Source organism: Emticicia sp. MM, assembly GCF_001649495.1.
In genome coordinates this window covers 98,538-123,010 of record NZ_LXHX01000024.1, presented here as the reverse complement: position 1 = coordinate 123,010, position 24,473 = coordinate 98,538, and the positions used below count along the sequence as shown (strand labels likewise).

Sequence of the window (24,473 nt, the reverse complement as noted above, 5' to 3'; positions counted from 1 at the left end):
CTGGTACTGTAACTGGTGGAGCTGCTGGATTAAAAGGGATTTACGGAAGAGCAACAAATAGTAGCCCCACCAGTAATAATTTTGGTGTTTTTGCATCAAATGAATCTACAAACGGGTTTGGAGTGGGTCTGTGGGCTGAGCATTTCGGGACAGGTACGGCAGGGGTTTTGAGTTGTAACAACGGTACAGCATTACAAACATTTGGTGGCTTACGATTTGGTGGGAACGGAGTTGGCACTATCTCAGCTGGTAAGGTACTAAAAGCCATAAATTCAAATGGAGATGCACAGTGGAGCGATTTATTGAGTTTTCCTTATGCAGCTTCGGGAGGTGGTACTTTTCCTGTTGCTACTTTTCAGATTACAAATACTAATACTGCTTCGGGTTCAACAGCAATTAAAGGAATTGGTAGAGTCGGAGTTCATGGAGAAGCGACAGAAGTTACACCAACAATACCTAACTGGGGTATAAGAGCGTATAATCTTGCAACTAATTCTTTGGGTTACGGTATAGAAGCCACTCACAACGGAGGGGGTATCGGTGGTTGGTTTAGCTCCAATTCTGGAACTGCTGGATATTTTACTTCAACATCTGGAAATGCGATAATAACTGGTACGGGCAATGTCGGGATAGGAAATAGTACACCAAACGCCCCTCTACAATTCTCAAACGCACTCAACAACAGAAAATTAGTTATTTATGAAGCTGCCAACAACGCCCATCAATTCTATGGAATTGGCTTAAATTCAGGAGTTTTTAGGTATCAAGTTGATGGTACAAGTTCAAATCATATATTTTATGCTGCGGCTTCGGCAAGTGCTTCAAACGAATTAATGAGAATTACGGGGTTAGGAAGAGTAGGAATAGGAGTAGCTTCACCCGACCAAATTCTTGATGTGAATGGCAGAGCCAGAATCCGACATAGTGGAAGCACTGCGGGTGTCTGGATGAGCAATAGTACTAATAGTACAAATGGAGCAGACGGTGCTTTTTATGGTATGAAAACCGACACTGAAGCAGGTATTTGGATAGGAAACAACTGGCGTTTTTGGGTAAATAATAGTGGAAATGCCACATTCACAGGTACGGTTACTGCTTCTTGTGGAGTTTTAGCTTGTTCGGATTTTCGTTTTAAAACAAATATCAAGCCCATCGAAAATTCACTTGCAAGCATTATGAAAATCAATGGAGTTCGCTATGATTGGAAAAAAGAAGAATTTCCCGAAAGGAATTTTAACGATAAAAACCAACTCGGTTTCATTGCCCAAGAAATAGAAAAAGTCTTTCCTGAAATGGTTTTTACTGACGAAAAAGGCTACAAATCAGTTGATTATGGCCGATTAACTCCTGTTTTAGTAGAAGCGATAAAAGAGTTAAAAATGATGAATGATGAGCTGAAAAATAAGAATCAAAAAATTGAAGGCCGATTGGAAAGAATAGAAGCCGCACTTAATCACTAAAAACATATATTTATCCGATTGACTACTAATGACTGAATGATGACTTTGAAAATCTAATATAATCACAAGTCCATGAAAACAAACCTCCAAAAGAGTACCGCTACTTACCATAAATCCCTTATCATAATGCAATTACAAAAAAACAACATTCATGCTCAAAGTCATTTTTTCAGTATAAATTTCTTATCAACTTTGTATTCATAATCGTTTACTTTTCAAAAAAATCAGAAGAATGTAAATGTTAAGTTTAAGCCTGTAAGATTTCATTATACTAAATCTCACATCTTTGTTGTATAAATATCGCTATACCCATGAAAAAAATATTGAGTTTCACTTTTGTCTTTATTGCACTAAATTCGTGTAAACCCAAAGAGATAGAACCCATACCTCCAACCTTAGCTACTATCACTATTTCAGAAACAACGATTTCCTCAACACGATTTTCGGGAGCAATTACTGATGTCGGTAATCAGTCTATAACAGACTATGGCTTTGTGTATTCCGAAACAAATACGATGCCCACTTTAACTGACTTAAAAATATCACTTGGAGCTATTTCGGCAAATAATGTCGCACCGTTCAATTTTTCGGAAGCAATCCAAGGCTTGAAAGCAAGCACAAATTACTATGCCAGATGTTATGCAACTACTAAATTGGGAACAATCTTTGGCCCGACGATAAGCTTCAAAACTGCTGATATCATTCAGCCAACTATAAAAACCGATGCCATACTTTTAATATTTACCACAACTGCAAAACTCAGAGGAATCGTAGAAGCAAAAGGGACTTTCGATGTTAGTGAATATGGTATTTGTTGGTCGGCAAGCAATAATCTACCTACAACGAACGATTCTAAATCCAGTAAAGAAAAAAATGTAAGTATTTTTCCAACAATTTATAGTGAAGATGCCACCAATCTTATACCAAACACAAGCTACTACTTTCGAGCATTTGTGGTTTCAAATGGCATAACCACTTATGGTAACACACTTACTTTCAAGACATTAGTGAATAAATCCTTGTAAACCACCCGTATGAATCAATACAACTTTAGATTGAGGTTTTATCATTGTCAAAAAATATTTATAAAATGCAAAAAACATTTTACCCGAATAAATTGGCTCGATTTCAAAATCATTTTTATCATTAAATTTTGAAACAAAATCAATCAATTCTGGTGTTTTTTTTGCGTATCCGCCATGATGCTCATTCCATAAAATTTCAAGATTAACGTTGACTGGGTTTTGAACCCTGTTAACGTTCGAGACTTCAAGCAAATGATCTATTTCATTCAGTAAATATTGTCCATTTTTCAAGACACAAACGCCTATAACTTTTGTCTTTGGAGTAGTTTTAGCAATTATTCCTGAAATCGTCCCTGCCGTCCCTACTGGACAAAAAATATAGTCAGGTGCTTGCCCCAACTGCTGTACAATTTCATCTACCATTTCCCCTACTCCACCCAATGCCAGTGGCGATGTTCCTCCCTCTGGAATTAATTTTGAATGACTAAATGTATTATTGAGAGAATGAGATGCGGGATTTTCTCTCAAAGTTCTATATGCTGTTCTTGAAACAAAATGTAGTTTCATGCCACATTCCGCTGCAAATCTTAGTGTTTCTGATGAATTTTCACTCAATTCATCGCCACGGATAATACCTATGGTTTCAAAACCAAAATATTTTCCTGAAGCAGCCGTTGCATAAATATGATTAGAATAAGCCCCTCCAAATGTAATAATTTGTCTAACTCCCTGATTTTGAGCATCTAACAAATTATATTTTAGTTTTCTCCATTTATTTCCTGAAATTTCGGGGTGAATCAAATCATCTCGTTTTACAAAAACATCAATTCCATGTTTTGTAAAACGAGCGTCGTCTAATTTTTGTAAAGGTGAAGGCAAAGTAAGAATTCGATTAATTTGCTCAGAGAAAACGATGTTTGCAGAAATATCAGCCATTTTATCTTAAATTTGCCGTAAATTTAAGGATAATGATTGAAGTACAAGAAAATATAGAAAACGAAGAAGAAGACGAGTTATTCGAGCATCAACGTATTGTGGTCGATAAAGGTCAAGTTTCGATGCGTCTGGATAAATATTTGCCTCATTTTACCAAAAATATTTCTCGAAATAAAATCCAAAACTCTATTGATGCAGAAGCCATCAAAGTCAATGGCATTACGGTTAAGGCAAGTTATAAGGTAAAAGCTTTCGATGTCATTACATTCTCGCTGCCACGCCCTCCACGTGACCATGAATTGCTCGAAGAAGATATTCCGCTCAATATTGTTTATGAAGACGAAGACTTAATGGTGGTGAATAAGCCCGCAGGTATGGTGGTGCATCCTGCCGTTGGTAACTGGTCAGGAACACTCGTAAATGGTTTAGTTTACTATCTAAAAAACCTGCCAACGCATAGAAATGGAGAGATTCGACCAGGTTTGGTCCATCGAATTGATAAAGACACTTCAGGGCTTTTGGTGATAGCCAAAAACGATTTTTCGATGACTTTTCTAGCCAAACAATTTTCAGATCACTCCATCGAACGCACTTATTATGCCCTCGTTTGGGGTGTACCGAAAGATCCAACCGGAACTGTTCATAATCATATTGGCCGAAGTTTGAAAAACCGTAAACTGAGTGAAGTTTATTTAGATGCATCACACGGCAAAGAATCAATCACACATTACAAAATTCTAAAAGATTTTCGGTATGTTTCACTCATTCAATGTAATTTAGAGACTGGTAGAACGCACCAAATTAGGGTTCACATGAAATTTTTAGGACATACACTTTTCAGTGATTCTGAATACGGTGGTGATAAAATTTTACGAGGACAGCAATTTTCTAATTACAAAAAATTTGTTGAAAATTGCTTTGAAATAATGCCTCGGCAGGCTCTTCATGCAAAAACACTTGGATTTGTTCATCCTCGAACCAAAGAATGGATGCAGTTTGATACTGAGCTACCCGATGATTTCAAAAACGTTTTAGAGAAATGGGAAAGTTATGTGAATAACAATTAATGCCCCTCACTATCCTAACGTGAAACAAGAAGTTCGTTAGAGTCTTGAAAACCTGTTAATAATTAATTTCTTTACTCTACTTTAAAAGCTGGAGACTATAACTATGAAAATCAAAATAAGAAAAATAAAAAAAACCGATGTTGAGCGAGTTTATGAACTGGTTTATGAACTCGCTGTTTATGAAAAAGAGCCTCAACAGGTGACCAATACTGTTGAAATGATGCTCAAAGATGGTTTTGGCAAAAATAAGATTTTTGGTTGCTTTGTTGCTGAAGTTGATGGCAAAGTTCAAGGTATTTCAATCTACTACTACCGCTATTCAACTTGGAAAGGTAAGCGTTTATATCTTGAAGATATTGTGGTTACAGAGTCGATGCGTGGCTATGGCTTAGGAAAACTTCTTTTCGATAAAGTAATTGAAGAAGCAAAAAACACAGAATGCACAGGAATGATGTGGCAAGTGCTTGATTGGAACGAACCAGCCATCAATTTTTACCGTAAAAATTTCCCAACTCGCTTTGATGAAGGTTGGATAAACTGTCACTTGGACTTTTAGTAGAACAAGTTTAAAACTTGTTCTATATTAATTCCGTTGGCGTTCCATTCTGCGACGTTCTTTTTGTAGTTTTTGCTGTTTCTTGCGGTCTTTCATGGCCTTTTCGCCCAAATAATGTATTTTCCCTTTCCAAAACTTACGTGGATTGAAAGTACGTCCACCGTGTTTATGTTCCATCTCAACCTTGCAAGATTTTACAGGGCAAGGTCGATAAACATAGCAGCTTTGGAGTGCCAACAAAAATATCAATATAAGTAACAAGTGTTTCATTCGATTTTATAACGCTGAAAAGTAATGTTTAATATTCAGCATAAACGTTTTTCGCAAAAATAACACTTTGAAACTTAATTCTATCAAAAATCTTACCTCATTCTGATGGCTGAACTTATTCAAATAAAGACTCATAACTCAGCAGCATTGAGTAAACTGCAAAAGCAATTTAATTCGAGTATTCAGAAAATTGATTTACTGAAAAACAAAATAGCCTTTGTAAAAACTGAAATTGACCAAATACAGGCAAAAATTTCCTCAGAAATACTTCCACTAGAAAAAAAACTAATGTCTATTCAAGTAAAAGAAATTATTTATTTGGATGCCCTTTTTCAACAAGATATATTTAAGAAACGTGATAATGAAACACTTTCTGAAATGATTTTAGAGCGTGTCAGCGAATTTATCACTCGTACTGAATCGCCAGAATTAGAGGAGATTTTCACTCGGCACAATGGCGGTGTAAGCTTTGAAGAAGCCAATGAAGAAGCTAATAAAATGGCATCGGAAAATTTAAAAGAGTCTTTTTCTTCAATTTTCGGTATGAAATTCGATGAAGAAGTTGATTTAAGTGACCCTGAAAAATTTCAAGAATACCTCGACCAACAAGTGGCCAACGACGAAGCCGAATATGAAGCAAGAAAAGCCAATCGAACAAAAACAGCCAAGCAAATTGAAAAGGAAGAAAAAAAACGCCAAGAAGAAAAGAATTTATATAAAACAAGCCGCCAAATTTATATGGAATTGGTGAAAGCATTTCACCCTGACCGAGAAAAAGACGAACTCGAAAAAGAACGTAAAACGCTCTTGATGCACCGAATTACGGAAGCCTACGAAAAAGATGACCTTTTTGATTTACTTCGCCTCAGGCTTGAACTTTTAGGAACTGATTTTGAACACAGCAACGATGAAAGTTTGAAATACTATGTAAAACTATTGAAACAACAAGTTGCCGAACTGGAGGAAGAACTTTCAGAGACAACTTCGTTTGGGCAAAGTTCATTTTTCGGTCCTTCATTATATGACCGTTTCGGGTCGGATGATTATCAAAGTTTAGAAACAAAGTTTAAAAAAGAAATCTCAAATCTGAAGAAAATCATTAAAAACGAAGAAAAACAAGCTCCATTTTATAAGGATAGCGACCAAGTTAAATATCTCATCAACGAATATCGTCAAGAACAAAAAGCCAACAAACGAAGTGGTTTTAATATGAATGATATTTTTGGAAGGATGTAAATGCTCGTTATTGATTTGGTAGATAATATTCGAGATATGCGGCTAACCTTTTTGCATCGTTGAAAATCTTTAAAATTTTTCCATGTTCATCAATTATAAAATGCGTTGGAAAAATTTGAACGTTCATTTCCTCGGTGATGTAATCCGATGAAACATGAGCATTTTGATAATTTAGCACTTTTTTACTTAAAAAATCTTTCAATTGTTCTTTTTCATCGTAAGCCAAACTAACAAAAACAATCTTATCACGGTTTGAATACTTCCGTGTAAGAGCATTCAATGCTGGAAATTCTTCTACGCAGGCCTTACATTTGATAAACCATACTTTTATAACAACAAGTTTACCAACAGTATTTTTTGAAGTAATTTCGCCACCTTTTAAATCTGTATAAGCAAAAGCAGGAAATTTCGCTCCTTCTTTTTCATAATATTGTAATTCAAGTTTTGCTTCTTGCTTTGACGTCTGCAAGATAGACTCGTCAGAAATTGCAATCAGCTGATACATCGGTTTTTCGGATTCATCATTGACTAATTTAATAGCGATGATGTTTTCATTCGATAGTTTTTCTAAAAAAACCTTTTTAGAAATCTGTTTTGCCTCAGTATCCAAAGCATCAAAATCAAGGCTTAAATCAATATTTTTATGGTAGTAAGCCCACCAACTTTCAAAACTTTGAGTCAATATACTGACATCTACATTAGGAAAATGTTTGGTTGAAGATTCTCCACAACCAAACATTACAATAACGATTAGTGAAACGCCCAGTTTTTTCATAATCGAAATTTTATTTAATCTTCTCTCGTCTTTGTTTCAATTCTCTCCAAGTGGTCAGAATGATTCCATTATCTTGGATATATTTTTTCAAGGCTGGGTCAATCATAGCCAGCATGTCACCTCGACGAGTATTGCCTGAATCAGAAATATGCTCAAAAACCTCCGTTGGCGAAGTACAGTGCATAATCACCATCGTTACACCTGCTTGCAAATCCTTGAAAGACTCAATATATTTTTGAGTTTTGTATTTCTGTAAAGCCTTTTCATCTGGATTTTTCACTTTATCCATCGTCCAGCCATAACTGATATTGTGTAAATCATCTAAGACTGGCAAACCAGCATCCCAAAGCATTTTTCCGATTTTTTGAGCTTGTTCCAAAGTCAGTCCTGCTGCACCATCACGCATAATCATTGTATCATGTCCGCCTGGAAACATCACAGGAATTTTATTTTCGATGCCAACTTTAAAATATCGTTCCAAATAGTCTTGTCTTGCAAAGAGTGTTCCCATATGCGAGTCCATATGCGTTGGTTCAAAGCCCATTGCTCTTGCTCTTTCTAATTGACTTCTGATTTCTTTTTCAATTTCATCAGCCGATGCGTGTTTAGCAGTTTCTTCAACACTTCGCCACATAGCTCCTTCAGCATCAACCAAATTCGGTACGGTTGGTTTACCAGCCAATGGTCCCCAACGATAATCTTTCCATTCTGAAGTTAATGTAAGGTGTAAACCAGCATCAATTTGAGGATTATTTTTGAGATAATGCACAAAACCTGGAACCCACGAACAAGGCATCATTACGCTCATTGAAGTAGCAACTCCTTCTTCAACAGACCGAATTGCCCCGATATTGGAATCATAAGACATCCCAACATCATCGACGTGCATAATCACTACTTTTGCTCCTTTCGGGAATCCCAATTTCTCAGCATAAGTTTCATTTTGTGCCTTTAAAACTAAGGAAAACCCTAACAAAATGACTAATATAACACTTCTTTTCATAGTTTTAGAGTTGGGTATAAGATAATGGCACTAAAAACACTCTAATTATGTGCGAAACAGAATTAGCATATTCAGCAGCACCTGAAATTCTTTTCCAGTCAGGGTTTGAGCCAAAAACTTTCCAATTGGCATCACGCTCTTCCATATTTTTGAATGCCAACATATAGGTCAAACATGGTTGATATTCGCCCGCAATTACTTCTCCAAAAAATACTGAATTAAGTTTTGTATCTCTAAAAATCTTTAATTCTTCATCATTAAACATTTTACGTTTACGACGAGCCGCATCTTCTGAATAACTTTGGTAGATTCTCAATTCAAATAATTTTTGGTCAGCAGTTGGCTTTACCAACTGTGGAATTCCGTCAAACGCATTCATGAGCGAAGAAGTATAACGAGCATAAGGTGCTTTTTCAGGCGGTAAAGCATTATATTCTTGGGTTGCTTTCAAGAAATCTTCGTCAGTTTTGATTTTTGCATTTACAGCAGCAAATTCTTCAATAGAAGCATAAGGAATTAAGATATAAATTTTAGCTGGGTCTGAGAGTCCCAATTCTCCAAAAGCTCCAATATTTTTCACACCATATTTGTTTAAGGCAGGAAAAAGGGCATTTTTAAAGTAATTCTCAATATTTGAGCGTGGTGTACCAAATTTTAATTCGTAGGTTCGGAGTTCATAAAACTCTTTTTTGGCTTGAGCAAAAGCACCAATCGAAATAAATAATAAAACTGCAATTAGGTTGATTTTTTTCATTTTTGATTTATTTTGAATAGATAATTATTAAATAACTAAACGAAAGATTTTAGACAAAAGACAAGTGATAAAAGTCTTTAAACTAATTATATATTATTTGTTGAATGTAATTTTCATATAATCCACGCTTTTCTATATCTACTTCTGAGGAAATGCTTCTAAAACTTTTTTCACAACTCCATCCATAGCATCAGTTGAAATCCATCTTACGACCATCACCAAATCGTGGTCGGGGTCAACATAAATCATGTTTGTTCCATTGCCGAGATGATAAAATGACTTTACTGATGCACTTGGTAAAAGTTTTTTATCAGTATTCAAAAACCAATTCATATAACCATATGTAGGCTGAGCAGGAGTTGGTGTTAGTGCTTGATTTACCCAATTTTCTGATAAAAGCTGTTGGTCTTTCCAACGACCTTTATTTAGTGAAAGTAATCCAAAACGCCCCATGTCATAGGCATTGATAAACATTCCTCCACCCCAATGTCCACCTCCACTTACTGACTGAACAGCTTGCCCATCTAACACAATCCATGAGTTTCTATAGCCAGTCCAACGCCAAGTGTTTGATGCTCCTATTTTATCCATCAGATTTTCTTTCAAAACTTGTGGCAAAGGTTTACGCCAAACACTCAAAGCCGCCAATGAAAGCACATTTACTCTTACATCATTATATTCATAAACACTTCCTTGTGTATTTCTTGGTCGATTAAGCCATTTTGAGGCATCTTTATCTGGTCGGTCTGCCCAATCGGGTTTTCCCCAAAGTGTTCCCTCCCAATCGCTGGTCTGACGAAGAAGAGCATTCCATGTAATGGTTTTATTGTGTGGTGTATCGAAAAGTTGAAGAAGTTCGAGTTTTCCAAAATCATCTGCCACACGATTAACTGGATTCCCATAAATTTCGATTGGTGGAACATAAGATGCAACAGTATCAAAAACGCTTCTGATAAGTCCTCGGTCAACTGCAAGCCCAACCACACTTGACAAAAAACTTTTGGTGACACTGTGTGTAATATCGCAGCGATTTGGTTCGCCCCACTGAGCAACAATATATCCTTTATGAATGATTAAACCAGTTGGTTCACCACGTTCGGCAAAAGGACCGATTGCAAAACCAAAAGGTTCTTTACCAAATGACTGATAATGAGACACTTCCATATTTCTTGGATTTTTAATTTCATTATCTTGAGCAAATTTTATTGTTTCCTTAATCTTCTCTACATTTAGACCTAATTCAGCAGGATTCTTTGATTGCCAATTATTGAATGCAGGAAAATAGGGTTCTGTTTTTGGTTTTTGAGCAAAAACAGAGTTTAAATACAAAAATCCCAAAATTATTGTAAGAAAAGCAGAAGTTTTATTCATATAGATAGGTAGTTCGGATAAAGATTATCTGTAAAATAAACCATAAAAATCAATTTTTGGCTTAATTTGCGATGAATAAATTTAATGATGAGACTTATGGAGAAAATACCCCTTTATATCATGGCAGGATTCTTCGTATTTGCTGGAATTTCGCACTTTACGAAGAAAAACTTCTTTATGAAAGCCATGCCTCCGTATATTCCAAACCACGAGGAAATGGTTATTATCAGTGGAATTGCAGAAATTATCTTGGGAATTGGTTTACTTTTTCGCCAAACTCAAGCATTGTCTGCTTGGGGAATTATTTTATTGCTTATTGCCGTTTTTCCAGCCAATATATATATGGCAACTTCGGGTAAATTCAAAAAAATACCACAGTGGTTGCTATGGTTTAGACTTCCATTGCAATTAGTCCTAATTGCTTGGGCGTATGTATTTACTAAGTGATAGTACAACAATTTTCCAAATTGTTACTACAAGAACAATTTGGAAAATTGTTGTACATAATTAATTCATTATTTTCAAAATATCTTCCTCCGAAATCACAGGCGTTGCTCCTTTCTGCGTAGCCACAAAAGCCCCTACTGCACAGGCAAATTTTAAAGCTTCGGCTGGTGTTTCTCCATTCAACCATTTAGTAATAAATGATGCTAAAAACGAATCTCCGCTTCCAATGGTGTCGCTTACTATAACTTTAAAACCTTGATTTTCAGCCATTTCATTGTTTTCATCAATAAAAAAAGCTCCATTACCACCTCTTGTAACGATAATTCCTTTGAGTTGGTAACGCTCTTTTAAAAATCTTGCATTAGCTGTTTCATCGCCCGTTTGTCCATACCATGCACACATCATTTCCAGTTCTTCGTCATTAACTTTTACAATATCTGCAACTTTAAAAAGTTCATCGGCCAATTCGGGATTATAAAAGGGTTTTCTGAGATTTATATCCAAAATTTTCAACTTAGCAACTGATTGAAGTGCTAAAAGTGTATTTTTTGAAACTTCATTTCGTAAAGCCAAACTTCCGAAAACCAAAGCATCGGCATCCTGAACAGCTTTTTTTGCGTTTTCTGTCAACCTAATAAAATCCCAAGCAACAGGCTGTATGATTTCATAAGATGGACTACCTTTATCATCTAAAGTTACTTCTACAATACCTGTTTGATATTCATTTTTCTGAATAGTTGAAACAGATAAACCTCTGCTTGATAGAAATGAAGTAATTATTTCTCCCAACTCATCATCTCCTACGGCACTAATCATTGTGGCATCCAAACCCAGTTGATTGGCGTGAACTGCCACATTCATTGGAGCTCCACCAGCTATTTTTCCAGTAGGAAGCAAATCCCACAAAACTTCTCCAAAACAAACTATATTTTTCTTTGACATTATTCTTAATGACTGATTATAAAAATGATTTTATTCTTTTGTGGTGAATGTCCAATTTGGACGTTCTTACAAGAAACCTATTTTATTTCTTCCAAATTGATTTCAATGGAGATAATGTTCCTGAGGTCAACTCGGCTTTTCCACCTTTACTATAAAGTTCAATTTTTGTAAAATCTTCATTCGGAAAAAACAAATCTGTTAAGGCAACTTTACCATCATTTACGAAAACTTCCATCGAAGCATTATCAATTAATGCCTTGATTTTTAATGTTTTAACATCATTGAATGGAGCAGTATGCTTCTTGGCAAATTTTGTCGAAAAGTCTGATTTACCTGCATTTGTTCGGTCGATAAAAACTTGTTTTGCAGCTTTATCATAGCCAAAAATTAGTTTTTCATTTTTTGAATTTGACAGTACAAAACCTAATTCGACAGCCGTTGATGCTTCTACATCAAATGTTAAATCCAGTTCATTCAGAACTGATTTATTTTCGATTGAAGTAGAATTTGAAATAGTTTGCTTCGGTAAATTTGTACTTGATAAACGTAAAGTTTCAAGTTGAGAAACGGGCATTTGAGCCAAACGGAATCCTTCGGAAGTTTTAATAAGAGATAATTTTCGAGGTACAGTCATGCCACTACGCCAAGTTGAAGTAGGTACTTTGGTGGCATAATCATCCCAATTCGACATCCAACCTATGTAAATTCTTTCATTATTTGGTGCATTAAACCATGAAACTCCAGCATAATTATCCGCCCCATAGTCTAACCAAAGTTTTGTTTCGGGCGAATTGTCGTTGATGAAAGTTTTTCCATCGAAATTACCTACAAAATATTGCGTTCCCGAACCACCATTTACCGCACCACGGCCAATGTTTTGAATCAATACCCATTTTTCCGAGCCATCTTCGGTTTTAAATGAAATCAAATCTGGACATTCCCAAACGCCATCATTCACACTTTCTTTTATGCCAAACTCACTAGCTTTTTGCCAATTTTTTAAATTTGGTGAAGTAAAAATTTCCAATTTCTTTCCAACAGCTAATGGCATTATCCAGTTTTTGGTAGCATCATGCCAAAACACTTTTGGGTCACGAAAATCAGCATCTCCTTTGCTTGGCAAAACTGGATTTTTCTCATATTTTGTCCAAGTTCTGCCTTTATCCAAACTGTACGCAATTCCTTGCGATTCACGGTCATTTCGACCAGCTTTTTCCTTCACCATATCGTGATAGGTAAAAATCGCAACCAACGGTTTTTCTTTCCCATTCTGAAAACCAGTGGAATTATTTTCATCAACCACTATACTTCCCGAAAAAATATAACCAAGTGAATCAGGATATAAGGCAATCGGCAGATGTTCCCACGAAACCAGATCTTTACTAATGGCGTGTCCCCAGTGCATTGGTCCCCAAACGGTACTATCTGGATAATGTTGGTAAAATAAATGATATTCTCCATCATAATAAACGAGACCATTGGGGTCGTTCATCCAACCTTTTTCGGGTGTAAAATGAAATTGAGGGCGATGAAGCTCTTGATAATAGTTGTTAGAGGTTTCTTTCTTTTGTTCACAAGCCAAACAAAAAAGCAGAGCCAAGGCCAAAATGGAGTTTTTCATAGGTTTAGTTTAAGTATTCAAATTTGTTGCAATTAACAAAAATTTATTAGAAATATCCTAAACTTCATCTAATCAAAATTCACTCATTAGCCATTCAACCAAATTTTCTTCAGTTTCGAGATGAAGCTTTTTACGAAGGCGATAGCGTTTGAGTTCAACACTTCGGTAAGTAATATTTAATAACTGAGCGATTTCCTTTGAGGAAAGATTCATTCGTAAATAAGCTGAAAGTTTCAAATCACCTGGGGTCAAATCAGGGAATTTTTCGAGTAATTTTTTAAAAAACTCTTCATGTACTCGATTAAAGTTTTGCTCAAAAATCTGCCAATCATGCCCCGAAGCTATATTATTATCAATCAATTTAATAATCTGATTGAGCGAACCAGCGTACAAGCAGGAAAATTAAAGTTAGGATTTGATAAATGATTAAGGATAAACGTAAAAAGGTCGCCCAATTGGCGACCTTTTTTTCAAGGCTATAAATTGAGAATTACAATGGTGCTTCAGGTGAATCTTTATTGACTATTGGCCAAACACCTGGTCTTGGAAAACTTACACCTTTATTTGCTCCACGAACTTTATTATCAGAGCCATAATAATACAGTGGCCATCCTTTATAGGTCATTTGATTTTTCCCAAATACTGTAATTGTACCAAATAAACTTTTATCCAAAGCTGATGGAAGATCTTTCAAATCTGGACCATAAATTGGCCAAGTTCCATCATTACTAAAATCTGATTTTGTAAAATTGTTTTTATTCTTTTTGTCATTTGCAAAAGCATACAAAGTACGTCCTGTTTCATCAACAAAATACTGGGTGTCGCCAGCCCCTTCTGTGTATTTAGAAGTGTATTGTTTACCGTCCTGTCCAACTAATTGGGCATTCGCCAGCATAATAGTATACGTAGTTTTGGCTACGAACCATTTACTTCCTACGTTCTCACCTTTCACATCACCCGCAGCCGCATCACCCGAATAAGTATAGAGAGGCCATCCTTTGAAAGTTGTTTGTTTTGTTCCATCAGCACGAGTGATTGAACCAAAATCAGTTGCAGTCAATGTTGGGTCAATACTTGTCAAATCAACATTAAAAACTGGCCAGTTTGTTAAACAATTTCCTGTACATGCAGAATTCCCACTAACATCAGATGAGAAAAAGTAGAGCGTTTTCCCCTGTTGGTTTGTCAAAACAGTACCCAGATTTGTGGTTTTTGCCATAATACCGTAAGTCGGTTCAGATTCTTGTTTGTCGCATCCCACAGCAATAAAAAACACAAAACTTACAACAAGAAGGAGATTAGAAACTTGTTTCATAAATAACATTTTTTAAGGTTCATAAATCAATTACAGAGTCAGTACGAACTAAAATTGAATTTGGTTGCGTATAAAAAAAAAGTTACACTTTTGGTGTAACTCTCATAAACAGTTTAAAATAAAAACCATTCTATTTCAGCACTAAATCTAATTTAGCTAATAACTCTTTTGCACTCGCAACTGCCTGCATAGTAGGCTTACTATCAGCATCCTGTAAAATATTATGCACCGCAGCCAAACCTGATTGTAACTTCTTCAAATCTGCTTCTTTGGCATCAAATTGTTTCAACCCTTCTTCAGTCATTCGGACTCTTTGGCGTAAATCTTTCATTTTTGCCAATTCACCTTGAATTTTTATTCGTCCTTCATAACAGGCCAATGATAAATCATGCTGAGTTTTTAAATCCATTGCAGAAGTTTTCACTCGTGGGTCCATTTTTACTAAGAAATTTTGTTCTTGTACTTTTCCATTTACAGTCAATAAAACTGTGTAATAACCAGGCATAACCCATGGAGAAGTGGCATCAGGAGCGGTATTCTGATAAACCGCCGAAATTGGGTAAGATGGTGGCAAATTTAACGGAGCATAATGCAAATCCCACATAAAACGGTGCGAACCAGCTTCTGCCGAAAGTAATTGCTGCGGACGAATCCAATAATGTGGAATATTCAAATCGGGCAATTCATAAGGTTTATCATTAGTTGTGAAAGTTCGAACAAGTTTACGATTGGCATCATAGATTTCCAATTTTACTACTCCATTCACTTTTTCTTTCAAATAATAATTAATGACTGCTCCATCAGGTGGGTTTTGCCCTTGTGGTTCTTCTTGTGGAATTGGTGTATCAGTGTAGGTACTCCAACGAACTCGATAAGTAATTTGTGGTTTGTACAAAAAAACATCACTTTTAGCAACATCTTCAGTGATTTGTCGGAGCGGTGTAATATCATCTAAAATCCAAAAGCTACGCCCGTGCGTACCTACCACAATATCATCGTCTTTTATTACTAAATCTCTGATGCTGGTTGCTGGCATATTGAGCCTTAAAGATTGCCAATTTTCACCATCATCGAATGAAACATAAACAGCATTTTCTGAACCAGCAAACAATAAACCTTTGCGAGTTGGATCTTCTCTAACTACATTTATGGGTTCATTCGGTAGGCCTTTTACGATTTCTTGCCAAGTCTTGCCACCATCTTTTGTTCGGAAAATATGCGGTCGCTGGTCGTCCAATCTTATTCTGTTTACTGCAACATAGGCCACATTTTTATCGAAATGTCCAGCATCAATTTGTGAAATTTTCGACCAAATCCAAAAATCATTTTGCTCACCTTGTGGTATGGATGGCGTTACATTTGACCAATTTTTACCCCCATCTTTTGTTACATGAATCAAGCCATCATCAGTGCCTGCCCAAATCAAATTTATGTCTTTTGGAGATGGTGCAACTGCGTAGATCACGCCACGGCGAGGCATTTTTTTCATGGCTTCGGTCGTATAAAGACTAAAACTTGCAGGAAGTTGATCGTAACTTTCACGAGTCAAATCAGGGCTGATAATTTCCCAAGAATCACCACCAGTTTTTGTTTTAAACAATACGTTTCCTGCAAAAAACAAAGATTTTTTATCGACTGGTGAAAAAAGAACGGGAGCCGTCCGAATGAAACGGTACTTCCCTGAACGAACCGCTTCAGGAGCAATATTCTGTGTTTGACCAGTTCGTTTGTCATATTTTGTAATCTTTCCACCGTAAATAATATTCGGGTCGAGAGGGTCAGCCGCAACATAGCCATATTCCTCTACTCCTACTGGATGCCAGTCTCTGAAAGTAATAATGCCATCATTTCCACGAGAAGCAATACCTACCGAACCACTTTCTTGCTGGCCACCATAAACATTATAAGGAAAAGCATTATCGGTGCTTACATGATAAAATTGTGCCGTTGGTTGATTATACCAAGAAGAAAAAGTTTGTCCACCATTGACAGTGATGATTGCCCCTTGGTCAGCAGCGAAAAGCATAATATCTGGGTTATTCGGATTTATCCAAAGTCGATGGTAATCATCACCACCAGGAGCTCCACGGAAAGCCGTCCAAGTTTTCCCTGCATCGTCTGACTTCCAAGTGTCAACATCTGCACTGAAAACAATATCAGGATTGGTTGGATGTACTTTTACTTCAGCAAAATCGCTACCACGCCCCCAAATTCTTGGGTCTTGACTTACGAGCGTCCAAGATTCTCCAGCATCAGTTGATTTGAAAACACCTCCACCTTCAGGCGAGTCAACGGTTGCATACATACGTTTTGTATCGCTTGGAGCTATGCAAAAGCCAATTCTACCCAAACCTTGCTCAAAAGTAGGCAGTCCTTTGGTTAGTTTTTTCCAAGTCGAACCACCATCAGTTGATTTATATAATCCACTTTCGGGGCCTTGCCAAACGCCATTTTCCCACGGACCTTGACGAGCTGCCCAAAGGTCGGCATAAACAATGTTTGGATTTTTAGGGTCGATAGTTACTTGAATCGCTCCTGTATTTTCATCCTTGTATAAAACTCTTTCCCAAGTTTTTCCTCCATTGGTTGTACGGTACACTCCTCTTTCGGTATTTGGCCCATACGGATGCCCCAAAACTGCGGCAAAAACTCGATTTTCGTTGGTAGGGTCAATTGCAAGACCACCGATTTGCTGTCCATCTTTCAAGCCTGTGTTTACCCAAGTTTTACCTTCGTCGGTTGATTTATAAACGCCATTTCCAACCGATAGATCGGGACGTTGGATTCCTTCACCAGAAGCAACATAAATGACATTAGGATTTGAAGGAGCAACTGCAACATCGCCCACTGAACCCGTTGGTTGGTCATCAAAAATTGGAATCCATGTACGCCCATAATCGGTAGTTTTCCAAACACCACCATTGTTTACGCCGATATAAAAAACATTGGGTTTTTGAGGTACACCCACTGCTCCAACCGTTCGACCGCCACGATGAGGTCCAATCATTCGCCATTTCATACTATCAAATAGCTTGGGGTTGTAACTTTGGGCAATGCTGTAAATACTTATTAGTGAGAAAATTACACCAAAAACTTTAATTTTCATGTGTTTTGCGGGTTTGGTGAAGTGATTTGATTTCGTGTTCAATTTATGAAAAACTTCGGAATTATATACTATTAGTCATATTGAGATTAAAGCACCCATTGAAATGGATGGCTAATGTAACAAAATATACTTTTTGGCATCCTTTGTTCTCTTAGGCAGCGAGGGTGCGACCCTTCGCTTTATTCGCTGATATGTCAAATAGTAAGTAATTCCATTTTTCTTATTTTGATTACTTTCCTATGATGAACAATATAAAATCGTTCTACAAAAAAAGCCAAACTTTCGTCTGGCTTTTCAACTCTTACTTCAAATTCTTCAAATACTCAATACTTAAAGGTACATTTTCGAGTTCGTGTTCACTTTCGTCTTCGATAAAATAATGCTTGATACCAAATTTTTTAGAGAGTTTGAAAATATTTTTCCAATCTGCTTGACCAGTTCCTAAAACTACATCATTTTCGGCGGGAGTATGGCCTGAAAAATCTCCTACAACGCCTTTTTTCAAGTCTTTTACGTGCATTAACTTCCAACGATTACCGTATTTTTTTAATAATCCTACTGGATTTCCACCACCATGAAGTACCCATAAAACGTCCATTTCAAAAGATACATATTCTGGGTTGGTATTTTTGAAAATATAATCCAGTAAAGTTCCTTTTTCGTATGGTCGGAATTCATAACCGTGCGGGTGATAACAGAATGTTAGTCCATTCTCTTTCAAAAACTTTCCAGCTTTATTGAATACTTCAACTGCTTTTTGAGCATCTTCGAGTGTAAAATTATCGCCTTTGTGAGGAATCCAAGCACACATCACATATTTTGCTCCGAAAATCTTGGCTTTTGTCACAATATCCATCGAAAGCTTTTCGAGTTGGTCATAACCAGCACCAATCGAAGGAATGGCAATGCCACGAGCATCGCACAATTTTTTATATTCTTCGTCTGTAACACCTTTTGCTCCACTCGTCTCGATTTCAGTAATACCCATTTTTTGAATTTTATCCAAAGTTCCGATAACATCAGTTGGAAAATGCTTGCGAAAGGTATATGCTTGCACACCAAACGGGTAAGTATAAAGATTTTTGCTATTGGGTTGAGCAAAAATTTCTTGACAGAAAGTGAGCATGAAAAGTACAATAAAAAATGTTAGTTTTTTCATTTTTGATAATTTAAGGGTTGAAATTTAAAACACAGTTTTGAAATCGGATCGTCGAAGCGATTGTACTACTACAAATTACGTTTTTTTAATTCTTTTACTGCATAATCAACAGCACGAGCGGCAAATGCCATATAAGTCAATGATGGGTTTTGTGTACTTGTTGAAGTCATGCAAGCTCCATCGGTAACAAATACATTTTTACAAGCGTGTAATTGATTCCATTTGTTGAGCATCGAAGTTTTGGGGTCAAGTCCCATTCTTACACCGCCCATTTCATGAATATCAGAACCTGGATTTGAATGAGAATCACCACCTCTGACATTCTTAAAGCCCGCTAAGGTAAACATTTCTGTCATTTCTTTAATATAATCGTTCACCATTTTATCATCATTTTCTGTCCATGCAACAGATGCAACCAACTGCGGAATACCATATTGGTCTTTCAAGGATTCATGAAGTCTTACATGATTGCTTTCAATTGGCACAGTTTCGCCCTGCATCCAACTACTAATACTCCAATTGCCAAGTTTCGGATTAAGTAAATTTTGTTTTAATTCTTCACCAACTCCACTGCTATTTTGAACTAAACCTCTTCCACTGCCTATACCTACCGAATATCCTCTCAAAAAATCAGTTTCTTGTTTGTAAAGATTTCTAAATCTTGGTAAATAAGCATTACTCGGATTTTTTCCGTCAGTTCGTTTATCCAAAAAGCCCTCGACATCAGCACTTAATTTACCTCTGTAATTATGACACGCCACATATTTTCCGAGCGTTCCACTATCATTACCAATACCATTTGGAAAACGATTTGAGGTTGAATTAAGCAAAATTAGGTTTGAATTTAATGCCGAGGCATTCACAAAAATGATTTTTGCATAATACTCAATCATCTCTTTTGTATTAGCATCAACCACTCTTACACCAGTTGCCTTTTGCTTTTTCTCATCATAAATGACCGAATGCACCACCGAGTGCGGACGCAAAGTCATTTTACCCGTTTTCATTGCCCACGGTAAAGTTGAGGCATTACTACTAAAATATCCGCCATAAGGACAGCCACGATTGCACAAATTACGATTTTGGCAAGATGCACGGCCTTGGTCATAATGTATTTGTTTTGGCTCTGTCACGTGAGCACAACGACCATGAATAATTGGTCGGTCTTTATAGGTTTTGCCTACAACATCTCTAAAATGCTGCTCAACACAACTCATTTCAAAGGCTGGCAAAAACTCACCATCGGGTAATTGTGGTAAATTATCTTTATTCCCCGAAATTCCAGCAAACTTTTCTACATGACTATACCATGGTGCTAAATCAGCATATCTGATTGGCCAATCAACTGCAAAACCGTCACGTTTTGGGCCTTCAAAATCTAAATCTGACCAACGTTGGGTTTGTCTTGCCCAAAGCAAAGATTTTCCGCCGACATGATAGCCACGAGTCCACTGGAATGGTTTTTCTTCAACAAAAGGTTGTTCATCGGGTTTCAATGCCCAATGCAACGTTTCTTCTCTCATAAAACCCGAACGACCTTTGGGGTATTGATTTCTAATCTCTAAAGGAACTTGCCCACGATGCTCAAATTCCCAAGGATTTTTCATAGTTGTTGGATAATCTGTTATGTGCTGAACATCACGCCCACGCTCTAAGACCAATGTTTTTAAACCTCTGTCACATAATTCTTTGGCAGACCAACCGCCACTAATACCCGAACCGATGACGATTGCATCGAAAGTTCGGTTTTTTACTGAATCTATAGTTAGAAAACTCATCTGATTTATTTTGGATTTTAAGGAAGACCTCCCTCTAATGAAAGGCTTCTTCTGAGGTTAAATATCAAACATTCACACAACCATAATAATGACCAGGTGCCATTACATAATTATAATGTTTTGTGAGGACATACTCTGAAGTAGTATAAGCCAGTACAGTGAGTTGTTTTAAGAGCGTAAAAAAGTCTTTTTGCAGCTTATCGGCAGAAGTAGAAAGCTTCATTAAAAGCTCATTACGTTGAAGTTTATCACAATCGGCGAGTGATTTAGTAAAAGTTTCTTTCGCCAATTTTTCCGCACCTTCTAAGCCACTTTTAAAGCCTTCTTGAACATTTTTTTCATAACAATCAGCCAACATTTTATTGATAAATGCCGATGTTCCTAGATCTTTTGCTCCGATAATTTCGGAACTTGGAATAAGGGCATCAACCAAAATATCTAATATTTGAGCTTGATTTTCGGTAAAAATTGAAGAAGTTTGTTTGAAAGAATCGGAGTTCCAACTATTTCCCCATGCAGGTAGTGTAAGCATACCAGCAGCAGAAAACAGCACATTTTTGAGTGCAGTTCTTCGTTTCATTTGTTTAAATTAGGTTGAATTAGATACAATAATCAAATCTACATAATCGACTGATAATAAAGCATTTGTATGAGACAAAAATATATTATTATGCGACCTAATATGCTTCTTAAATTAATCAAATTTAGTATTACTCACAAAAGCTACATATTTTCCATCGGGCGACCACGAAGGTGTATTGATCGTGCCTTAGCCACCATACACATACTGAGGGACACCGCCGCTTGCTGGTATTAATCTTAACAACACTTTTTTATAAAAGGGGTGTTAAGATTAATATCCGAAGGAAATGAAATGTACAAAATTTGCTTGCCGTCGAGCGAAAAATTTGGTGCGTTTTTCGCCAAAATAATTGCTAATTACCAACACTTTTCCATCAAATGAAATATAGTTCTTGATTTCATATAGAAAAGGTTGAATAGTAGAATAAAACTACAATACTTTTAGTGATTTAATTAAAACATTACTCGTTGTTTTATTCTTTACATAAGGTTGTCCGCCACCTAAACTTATACTTATATTGCCTTTTGGCTGATATAAATCGCCTTTTTCGTTGTAAAGCGATAATTGTTCAGGCGAGAGATTGAAGGAAATAATTTTACTTTCTCCAGCATTTAAAGCAATCCGTTGAAAACCTTTTAAGGCACGAATTGGCATTTTACCATTAGTATTTGAATAGGAAACATATAATTGAACCACTTCTTCGCCAGCAATTTTACCTGTATTTGTAATCTTTGCACTCACTTTAATAGATTTTCCTGTTCTTGAAGTTGAAGGAATAATTAAATTCTCATACATGAAAGTAGAATAACTTAGCCCATGACCAAATGGAAAAAGTGGCTCGCCTTTGAAATAACGATAAGTACGATTACTCATATCATAGTCCTTAAAATCGGGCAAATCAGCATCACTTTTATAGAAAGTCAATGGCAAGCGACCCGCAGGATTGTAATCTCCAAATAGTACATCAGCTACGGCAGTACCTGCACTTTGGCCGCCATACCAAGTATTCAAAATCGCTGGAACTTCTTTGCTTTCTTCTGGAATCGCAATTGCCGAACCTGTCATCATCACAAAAACAAGTGGTTTTCCTGTTGTTTTTAGAGCCTTCATAAAATTGGTTTGTGCTTGCGGAAGCATAATTGTTGTGCGGTCACCGCCAGCAAATCCTTCAAAATCAACACGCATTTCTTCTCCTTCTAATTGTGGCGATATACCACCAACGTACACAATCGCATCTGCATCTTTCACTCGATTTGCAATTGCCATAAAATCACTTTTAACAAAATTACCAGCACTAATTCTTACATTGGCTTTGCCATCTCCTTGCCAATATTCCAAAGCGATTTTATAAACTTCGTTTTTCTTAGTGAAAAGTTTGTATGTTCTTGGCCCCCAACGATTTCTCAACCAAATATTTAAAACTTCTTTATCATTCACGAAAAGTTTATACCCATCATCAGCTTCGATTTCAAATGTGATAAAGCCATCACTTTCTGCTTTATAATTTGAGGTGTATCTTGCCGAAAAGTCTTTTGCTCTGATTTTACCTACAACTTGTGTTCCTTCCTGCCAAAGATTATCAACTACTGACTCCATTCTGGTTGCTTCTGGCTCTCCTTTTAATTCTTTGTTATTAAAATATTCTGCTTTAAAACCTTGCTTGTTTTCCCAAGAAAAACGGTGCGAAACATTCTCTAAAGCTATCAAACTATCATTTGTAAAACCCAAGGCTTTTTCATAAACTACCTCAACATCTTTGCCTACTTTGTCTTTTATTCCCTGCAAAACAGTAGTTAATTCTGAAGGAATGCCATTATAATTTCCTAAAATTGAAATTCTATTATCAGCATTTGGCCCTAAAACAGCTATTTTTTTGATGTTCTTTTTAAGTGGCAAAACATTGTTTTCATTTTTCAATAAAACAATCGACTGGCGAGCCATTTTTAAAGCATGGGCTTTGTGTTCGGCAGATTCAATTACACTTTCGGGAGTTTGTGCATATTTTACCATAGAAACTGGGTCAAACATTCCTAATTTATAGCGAGTTGTAAAAAGCCTTTTTATCGAAACATCAATTTGAGCTTCGCTAATCAAACCTTTCTTTACGCCATCAATCAAAGAATAATAGGCATCAGTTCCACATTCTATATCAGTTCCATTCAAAACAGCATCGACAGATGCTGTTGTAGCATCGGTGTGGGTTTTATGAAATTTGAAAAAATCTTCAATTCCCCAACAATCACTCGTAACATAGCCTTTAAATCCCCATTCTTTCCTTAGAATATTTTGCATCAAAACATCATTCCCACAACAAGGTTTTCCGTCTAAACGATTGTAGGCACACATCACACCTTCTACATTTGCTTTGGTAACAAGCTCTTTAAAAGCAGGCAAATAGGTATTATAAAGGTCATATTTGTTTGGACTAAAATCATCAACATGCCGAGAAGGCTCAGGACCACTATGTACCGCAAAATGCTTGGCACAAGCGGCAGCTTGTAAGTATTTTGGGTCATTTCCTTGTAAACCATGTACAAAAGATTTGCCTAACATGGCTGTTAGGTAAGGGTCTTCGCCATAAGTTTCTTGTCCACGCCCCCAACGAGGATCACGAAAAATATTGATATTCGGTGTCCAATAGGTTAATCCTACAAATCTTTCATTATTTCGGCCTAAAGCATTGGCTTTGTTGAAAATCGCTCGCCCTTCTAAGGCAGCATATTTTGCCATTTGTTGCAGCGAAACAGTGTCCCAAGTAGCAGCCATTCCGATGGCTTGTGGGAATACGGTTGCCTTGAATGGGCTTCTGGCCACACCATGCAAAACTTCATTCCACCAATCATAAGCAGGAATACCCAAACGAGGAATTGCAGGAGCAGCATTGAGCATTTGATGCACTTTTTCGTCTAAAGTAAGACGACTTACTAAGTCGTTTACACGAACTTCAGTAGATAATTGATGATTCCACATGGGCAAAGATTTAAAATCTTGTGCTTGGCTAATGGTAAAATTTACTACAAGTAGCGGACAAAATAATCTAAATTTATGTAGGATATTGCTCATTTCTAA

Annotated in this window: 21 protein-coding genes; 6 read left to right on the top strand and 15 right to left on the bottom strand. The window is 36.6% G+C overall.

Annotated features, from left to right (window positions below):
* Together A6M55_RS03830 and A6M55_RS03825 are read left to right on the top strand one after the other, a co-directional pair.
* On the top strand, positions 1-1,460 hold a 1,460-nt coding region (locus A6M55_RS03830; protein ID WP_156510976.1), incomplete at its 5' end, for a tail fiber domain-containing protein.
* A 311-nt stretch (positions 1,461-1,771) separates the two neighbouring features.
* Entirely contained in the window at positions 1,772-2,485 is a 714-nt protein-coding gene (locus A6M55_RS03825; protein ID WP_064196550.1) for a hypothetical protein, read from the top strand.
* On the opposite strand, the gene A6M55_RS03820 is transcribed toward A6M55_RS03825, so the two are convergent.
* Positions 2,465-3,421 carry a 1-aminocyclopropane-1-carboxylate deaminase/D-cysteine desulfhydrase gene (locus tag A6M55_RS03820; protein WP_064196549.1) on the bottom strand — a complete coding sequence of 319 codons (957 nt, stop codon included), beginning with the start codon at positions 3,419-3,421 and terminating at the stop codon, positions 2,465-2,467. The two genes, A6M55_RS03825 and A6M55_RS03820, sit on opposite strands and share 21 nt — an antisense overlap.
* Before the next feature lie 32 nt (positions 3,422-3,453).
* Here A6M55_RS03820 and A6M55_RS03815 point away from each other — a divergent pair, with 32 nt between their 5' ends.
* Together A6M55_RS03815 and A6M55_RS03810 are read left to right on the top strand one after the other, a co-directional pair.
* Positions 3,454-4,488: an RluA family pseudouridine synthase gene (locus tag A6M55_RS03815; RefSeq protein WP_064196548.1), complete on the top strand. Its 1,035-nt coding sequence runs from the start codon at positions 3,454-3,456 to the stop codon at positions 4,486-4,488.
* 103 nt (positions 4,489-4,591) lie between these two features.
* Complete coding sequence (locus tag A6M55_RS03810) at positions 4,592-5,044, top strand: GNAT family N-acetyltransferase (RefSeq protein WP_064196547.1); 453 nt, start codon at positions 4,592-4,594, stop codon at positions 5,042-5,044.
* A gap of 27 nt (positions 5,045-5,071) precedes the next feature.
* On the opposite strand, the gene A6M55_RS17280 is transcribed toward A6M55_RS03810, so the two are convergent.
* Positions 5,072-5,314 (bottom strand): hypothetical protein, encoded by a 243-nt coding sequence (locus A6M55_RS17280; protein ID WP_156510975.1) that lies wholly within the window; start codon positions 5,312-5,314, stop codon positions 5,072-5,074.
* Between the two features lie 105 nt (positions 5,315-5,419).
* Between A6M55_RS17280 and A6M55_RS03805 the strand changes: the two genes are divergently transcribed.
* Positions 5,420-6,550: a hypothetical protein gene (locus A6M55_RS03805; protein ID WP_064196546.1), complete on the top strand. Its 1,131-nt coding sequence runs from the start codon at positions 5,420-5,422 to the stop codon at positions 6,548-6,550.
* A 7-nt stretch (positions 6,551-6,557) separates the two neighbouring features.
* Here A6M55_RS03805 and A6M55_RS03800 read toward each other — a convergent pair whose 3' ends face one another.
* The 4 genes from A6M55_RS03800 to A6M55_RS03785 all read right to left on the bottom strand — a co-directional run bounded on the left by A6M55_RS03800 (position 6,558) and on the right by A6M55_RS03785 (position 10,453).
* The gene (locus tag A6M55_RS03800) at positions 6,558-7,325 is read right to left on the bottom strand and encodes a TlpA disulfide reductase family protein (RefSeq protein WP_064196545.1); all 768 of its coding nucleotides are present in this window, start codon (positions 7,323-7,325) and stop codon (positions 6,558-6,560) included.
* 10 nt (positions 7,326-7,335) lie between these two features.
* On the bottom strand, positions 7,336-8,328 hold the full coding sequence (locus tag A6M55_RS03795; RefSeq protein WP_064196544.1) for a polysaccharide deacetylase family protein: 993 nt from the start codon (positions 8,326-8,328) through the stop codon (positions 7,336-7,338).
* A gap of 4 nt (positions 8,329-8,332) precedes the next feature.
* Complete coding sequence (locus A6M55_RS03790; RefSeq protein ID WP_064196543.1) at positions 8,333-9,082, bottom strand: NIPSNAP family protein; 750 nt, start codon at positions 9,080-9,082, stop codon at positions 8,333-8,335.
* A 138-nt stretch (positions 9,083-9,220) separates the two neighbouring features.
* Entirely contained in the window at positions 9,221-10,453 is a 1,233-nt protein-coding gene (locus A6M55_RS03785) for a serine hydrolase (protein ID WP_064196542.1), read from the bottom strand.
* 96 nt (positions 10,454-10,549) lie between these two features.
* Here A6M55_RS03785 and A6M55_RS03780 point away from each other — a divergent pair, with 96 nt between their 5' ends.
* A complete protein-coding gene (locus A6M55_RS03780) occupies positions 10,550-10,900 on the top strand; it encodes a DoxX family protein (RefSeq protein WP_197491655.1) in 351 nt (116 codons plus the stop codon).
* 60 nt (positions 10,901-10,960) lie between these two features.
* Here A6M55_RS03780 and A6M55_RS03775 read toward each other — a convergent pair whose 3' ends face one another.
* From A6M55_RS03775 to A6M55_RS03735, 9 genes are all read right to left on the bottom strand, one after another.
* Positions 10,961-11,842: a carbohydrate kinase gene (locus A6M55_RS03775; protein ID WP_064196540.1), complete on the bottom strand. Its 882-nt coding sequence runs from the start codon at positions 11,840-11,842 to the stop codon at positions 10,961-10,963.
* An 82-nt stretch (positions 11,843-11,924) separates the two neighbouring features.
* Positions 11,925-13,463 (bottom strand): glycoside hydrolase family 32 protein, encoded by a 1,539-nt coding sequence (locus tag A6M55_RS03770; protein ID WP_064196539.1) that lies wholly within the window; start codon positions 13,461-13,463, stop codon positions 11,925-11,927.
* A gap of 72 nt (positions 13,464-13,535) precedes the next feature.
* A complete protein-coding gene (locus A6M55_RS03765; RefSeq protein WP_064196538.1) occupies positions 13,536-13,856 on the bottom strand; it encodes a LuxR C-terminal-related transcriptional regulator in 321 nt (106 codons plus the stop codon).
* 97 nt (positions 13,857-13,953) lie between these two features.
* On the bottom strand, positions 13,954-14,778 hold the full coding sequence (locus tag A6M55_RS03760; protein WP_064196554.1) for a hypothetical protein: 825 nt from the start codon (positions 14,776-14,778) through the stop codon (positions 13,954-13,956).
* 130 nt (positions 14,779-14,908) lie between these two features.
* On the bottom strand, positions 14,909-17,884 hold the full coding sequence (locus A6M55_RS03755; protein WP_064196537.1) for a sialidase family protein: 2,976 nt from the start codon (positions 17,882-17,884) through the stop codon (positions 14,909-14,911).
* A 301-nt stretch (positions 17,885-18,185) separates the two neighbouring features.
* Positions 18,186-19,043, bottom strand: a complete 858-nt coding sequence (locus A6M55_RS03750; RefSeq protein WP_064196536.1) for a sugar phosphate isomerase/epimerase — start codon at positions 19,041-19,043, stop codon at positions 18,186-18,188.
* Positions 19,044-19,111: 68 nt separating this feature from the next.
* Positions 19,112-20,821: a GMC oxidoreductase gene (locus A6M55_RS03745; RefSeq protein WP_064196535.1), complete on the bottom strand. Its 1,710-nt coding sequence runs from the start codon at positions 20,819-20,821 to the stop codon at positions 19,112-19,114.
* A gap of 64 nt (positions 20,822-20,885) precedes the next feature.
* Positions 20,886-21,401, bottom strand: coding sequence for a gluconate 2-dehydrogenase subunit 3 family protein (locus A6M55_RS03740; protein WP_064196534.1), 516 nt, complete (start codon positions 21,399-21,401; stop codon positions 20,886-20,888).
* 432 nt (positions 21,402-21,833) lie between these two features.
* The gene (locus tag A6M55_RS03735; protein WP_064196533.1) at positions 21,834-24,467 is read right to left on the bottom strand and encodes a glycoside hydrolase family 3 C-terminal domain-containing protein; all 2,634 of its coding nucleotides are present in this window, start codon (positions 24,465-24,467) and stop codon (positions 21,834-21,836) included.
* Positions 24,468-24,473: the final 6 nt, after the last annotated feature.

What these genes read in the sequence shown, in the direction of transcription:
- A6M55_RS03825 (WP_064196550.1), top strand. Translation starts at nt 1,772, where the DNA reads ATGAAAAAAATATTGAGTTTCACTTTTGTCTTTATTGCACTAAATTCG.
- A6M55_RS03820 (WP_064196549.1), bottom strand. Translation starts at nt 3,421, where the DNA reads ATGGCTGATATTTCTGCAAACATCGTTTTCTCTGAGCAAATTAATCGA.
- A6M55_RS03815 (WP_064196548.1), top strand. Translation starts at nt 3,454, where the DNA reads ATGATTGAAGTACAAGAAAATATAGAAAACGAAGAAGAAGACGAGTTA.
- A6M55_RS03810 (WP_064196547.1), top strand. Translation starts at nt 4,592, where the DNA reads ATGAAAATCAAAATAAGAAAAATAAAAAAAACCGATGTTGAGCGAGTT.
- A6M55_RS17280 (WP_156510975.1), bottom strand. Translation starts at nt 5,314, where the DNA reads ATGAAACACTTGTTACTTATATTGATATTTTTGTTGGCACTCCAAAGC.
- A6M55_RS03805 (WP_064196546.1), top strand. Translation starts at nt 5,420, where the DNA reads ATGGCTGAACTTATTCAAATAAAGACTCATAACTCAGCAGCATTGAGT.
- A6M55_RS03800 (WP_064196545.1), bottom strand. Translation starts at nt 7,325, where the DNA reads ATGAAAAAACTGGGCGTTTCACTAATCGTTATTGTAATGTTTGGTTGT.
- A6M55_RS03795 (WP_064196544.1), bottom strand. Translation starts at nt 8,328, where the DNA reads ATGAAAAGAAGTGTTATATTAGTCATTTTGTTAGGGTTTTCCTTAGTT.
- A6M55_RS03790 (WP_064196543.1), bottom strand. Translation starts at nt 9,082, where the DNA reads ATGAAAAAAATCAACCTAATTGCAGTTTTATTATTTATTTCGATTGGT.
- A6M55_RS03785 (WP_064196542.1), bottom strand. Translation starts at nt 10,453, where the DNA reads ATGAATAAAACTTCTGCTTTTCTTACAATAATTTTGGGATTTTTGTAT.
- A6M55_RS03780 (WP_197491655.1), top strand. Translation starts at nt 10,550, where the DNA reads ATGGAGAAAATACCCCTTTATATCATGGCAGGATTCTTCGTATTTGCT.
- A6M55_RS03775 (WP_064196540.1), bottom strand. Translation starts at nt 11,842, where the DNA reads ATGTCAAAGAAAAATATAGTTTGTTTTGGAGAAGTTTTGTGGGATTTG.
- A6M55_RS03770 (WP_064196539.1), bottom strand. Translation starts at nt 13,463, where the DNA reads ATGAAAAACTCCATTTTGGCCTTGGCTCTGCTTTTTTGTTTGGCTTGT.
- A6M55_RS03760 (WP_064196554.1), bottom strand. Translation starts at nt 14,778, where the DNA reads ATGAAACAAGTTTCTAATCTCCTTCTTGTTGTAAGTTTTGTGTTTTTT.
- A6M55_RS03755 (WP_064196537.1), bottom strand. Translation starts at nt 17,884, where the DNA reads ATGAAAATTAAAGTTTTTGGTGTAATTTTCTCACTAATAAGTATTTAC.
- A6M55_RS03750 (WP_064196536.1), bottom strand. Translation starts at nt 19,043, where the DNA reads ATGAAAAAACTAACATTTTTTATTGTACTTTTCATGCTCACTTTCTGT.
- A6M55_RS03745 (WP_064196535.1), bottom strand. Translation starts at nt 20,821, where the DNA reads ATGAGTTTTCTAACTATAGATTCAGTAAAAAACCGAACTTTCGATGCA.
- A6M55_RS03740 (WP_064196534.1), bottom strand. Translation starts at nt 21,401, where the DNA reads ATGAAACGAAGAACTGCACTCAAAAATGTGCTGTTTTCTGCTGCTGGT.
- A6M55_RS03735 (WP_064196533.1), bottom strand. Translation starts at nt 24,467, where the DNA reads ATGAGCAATATCCTACATAAATTTAGATTATTTTGTCCGCTACTTGTA.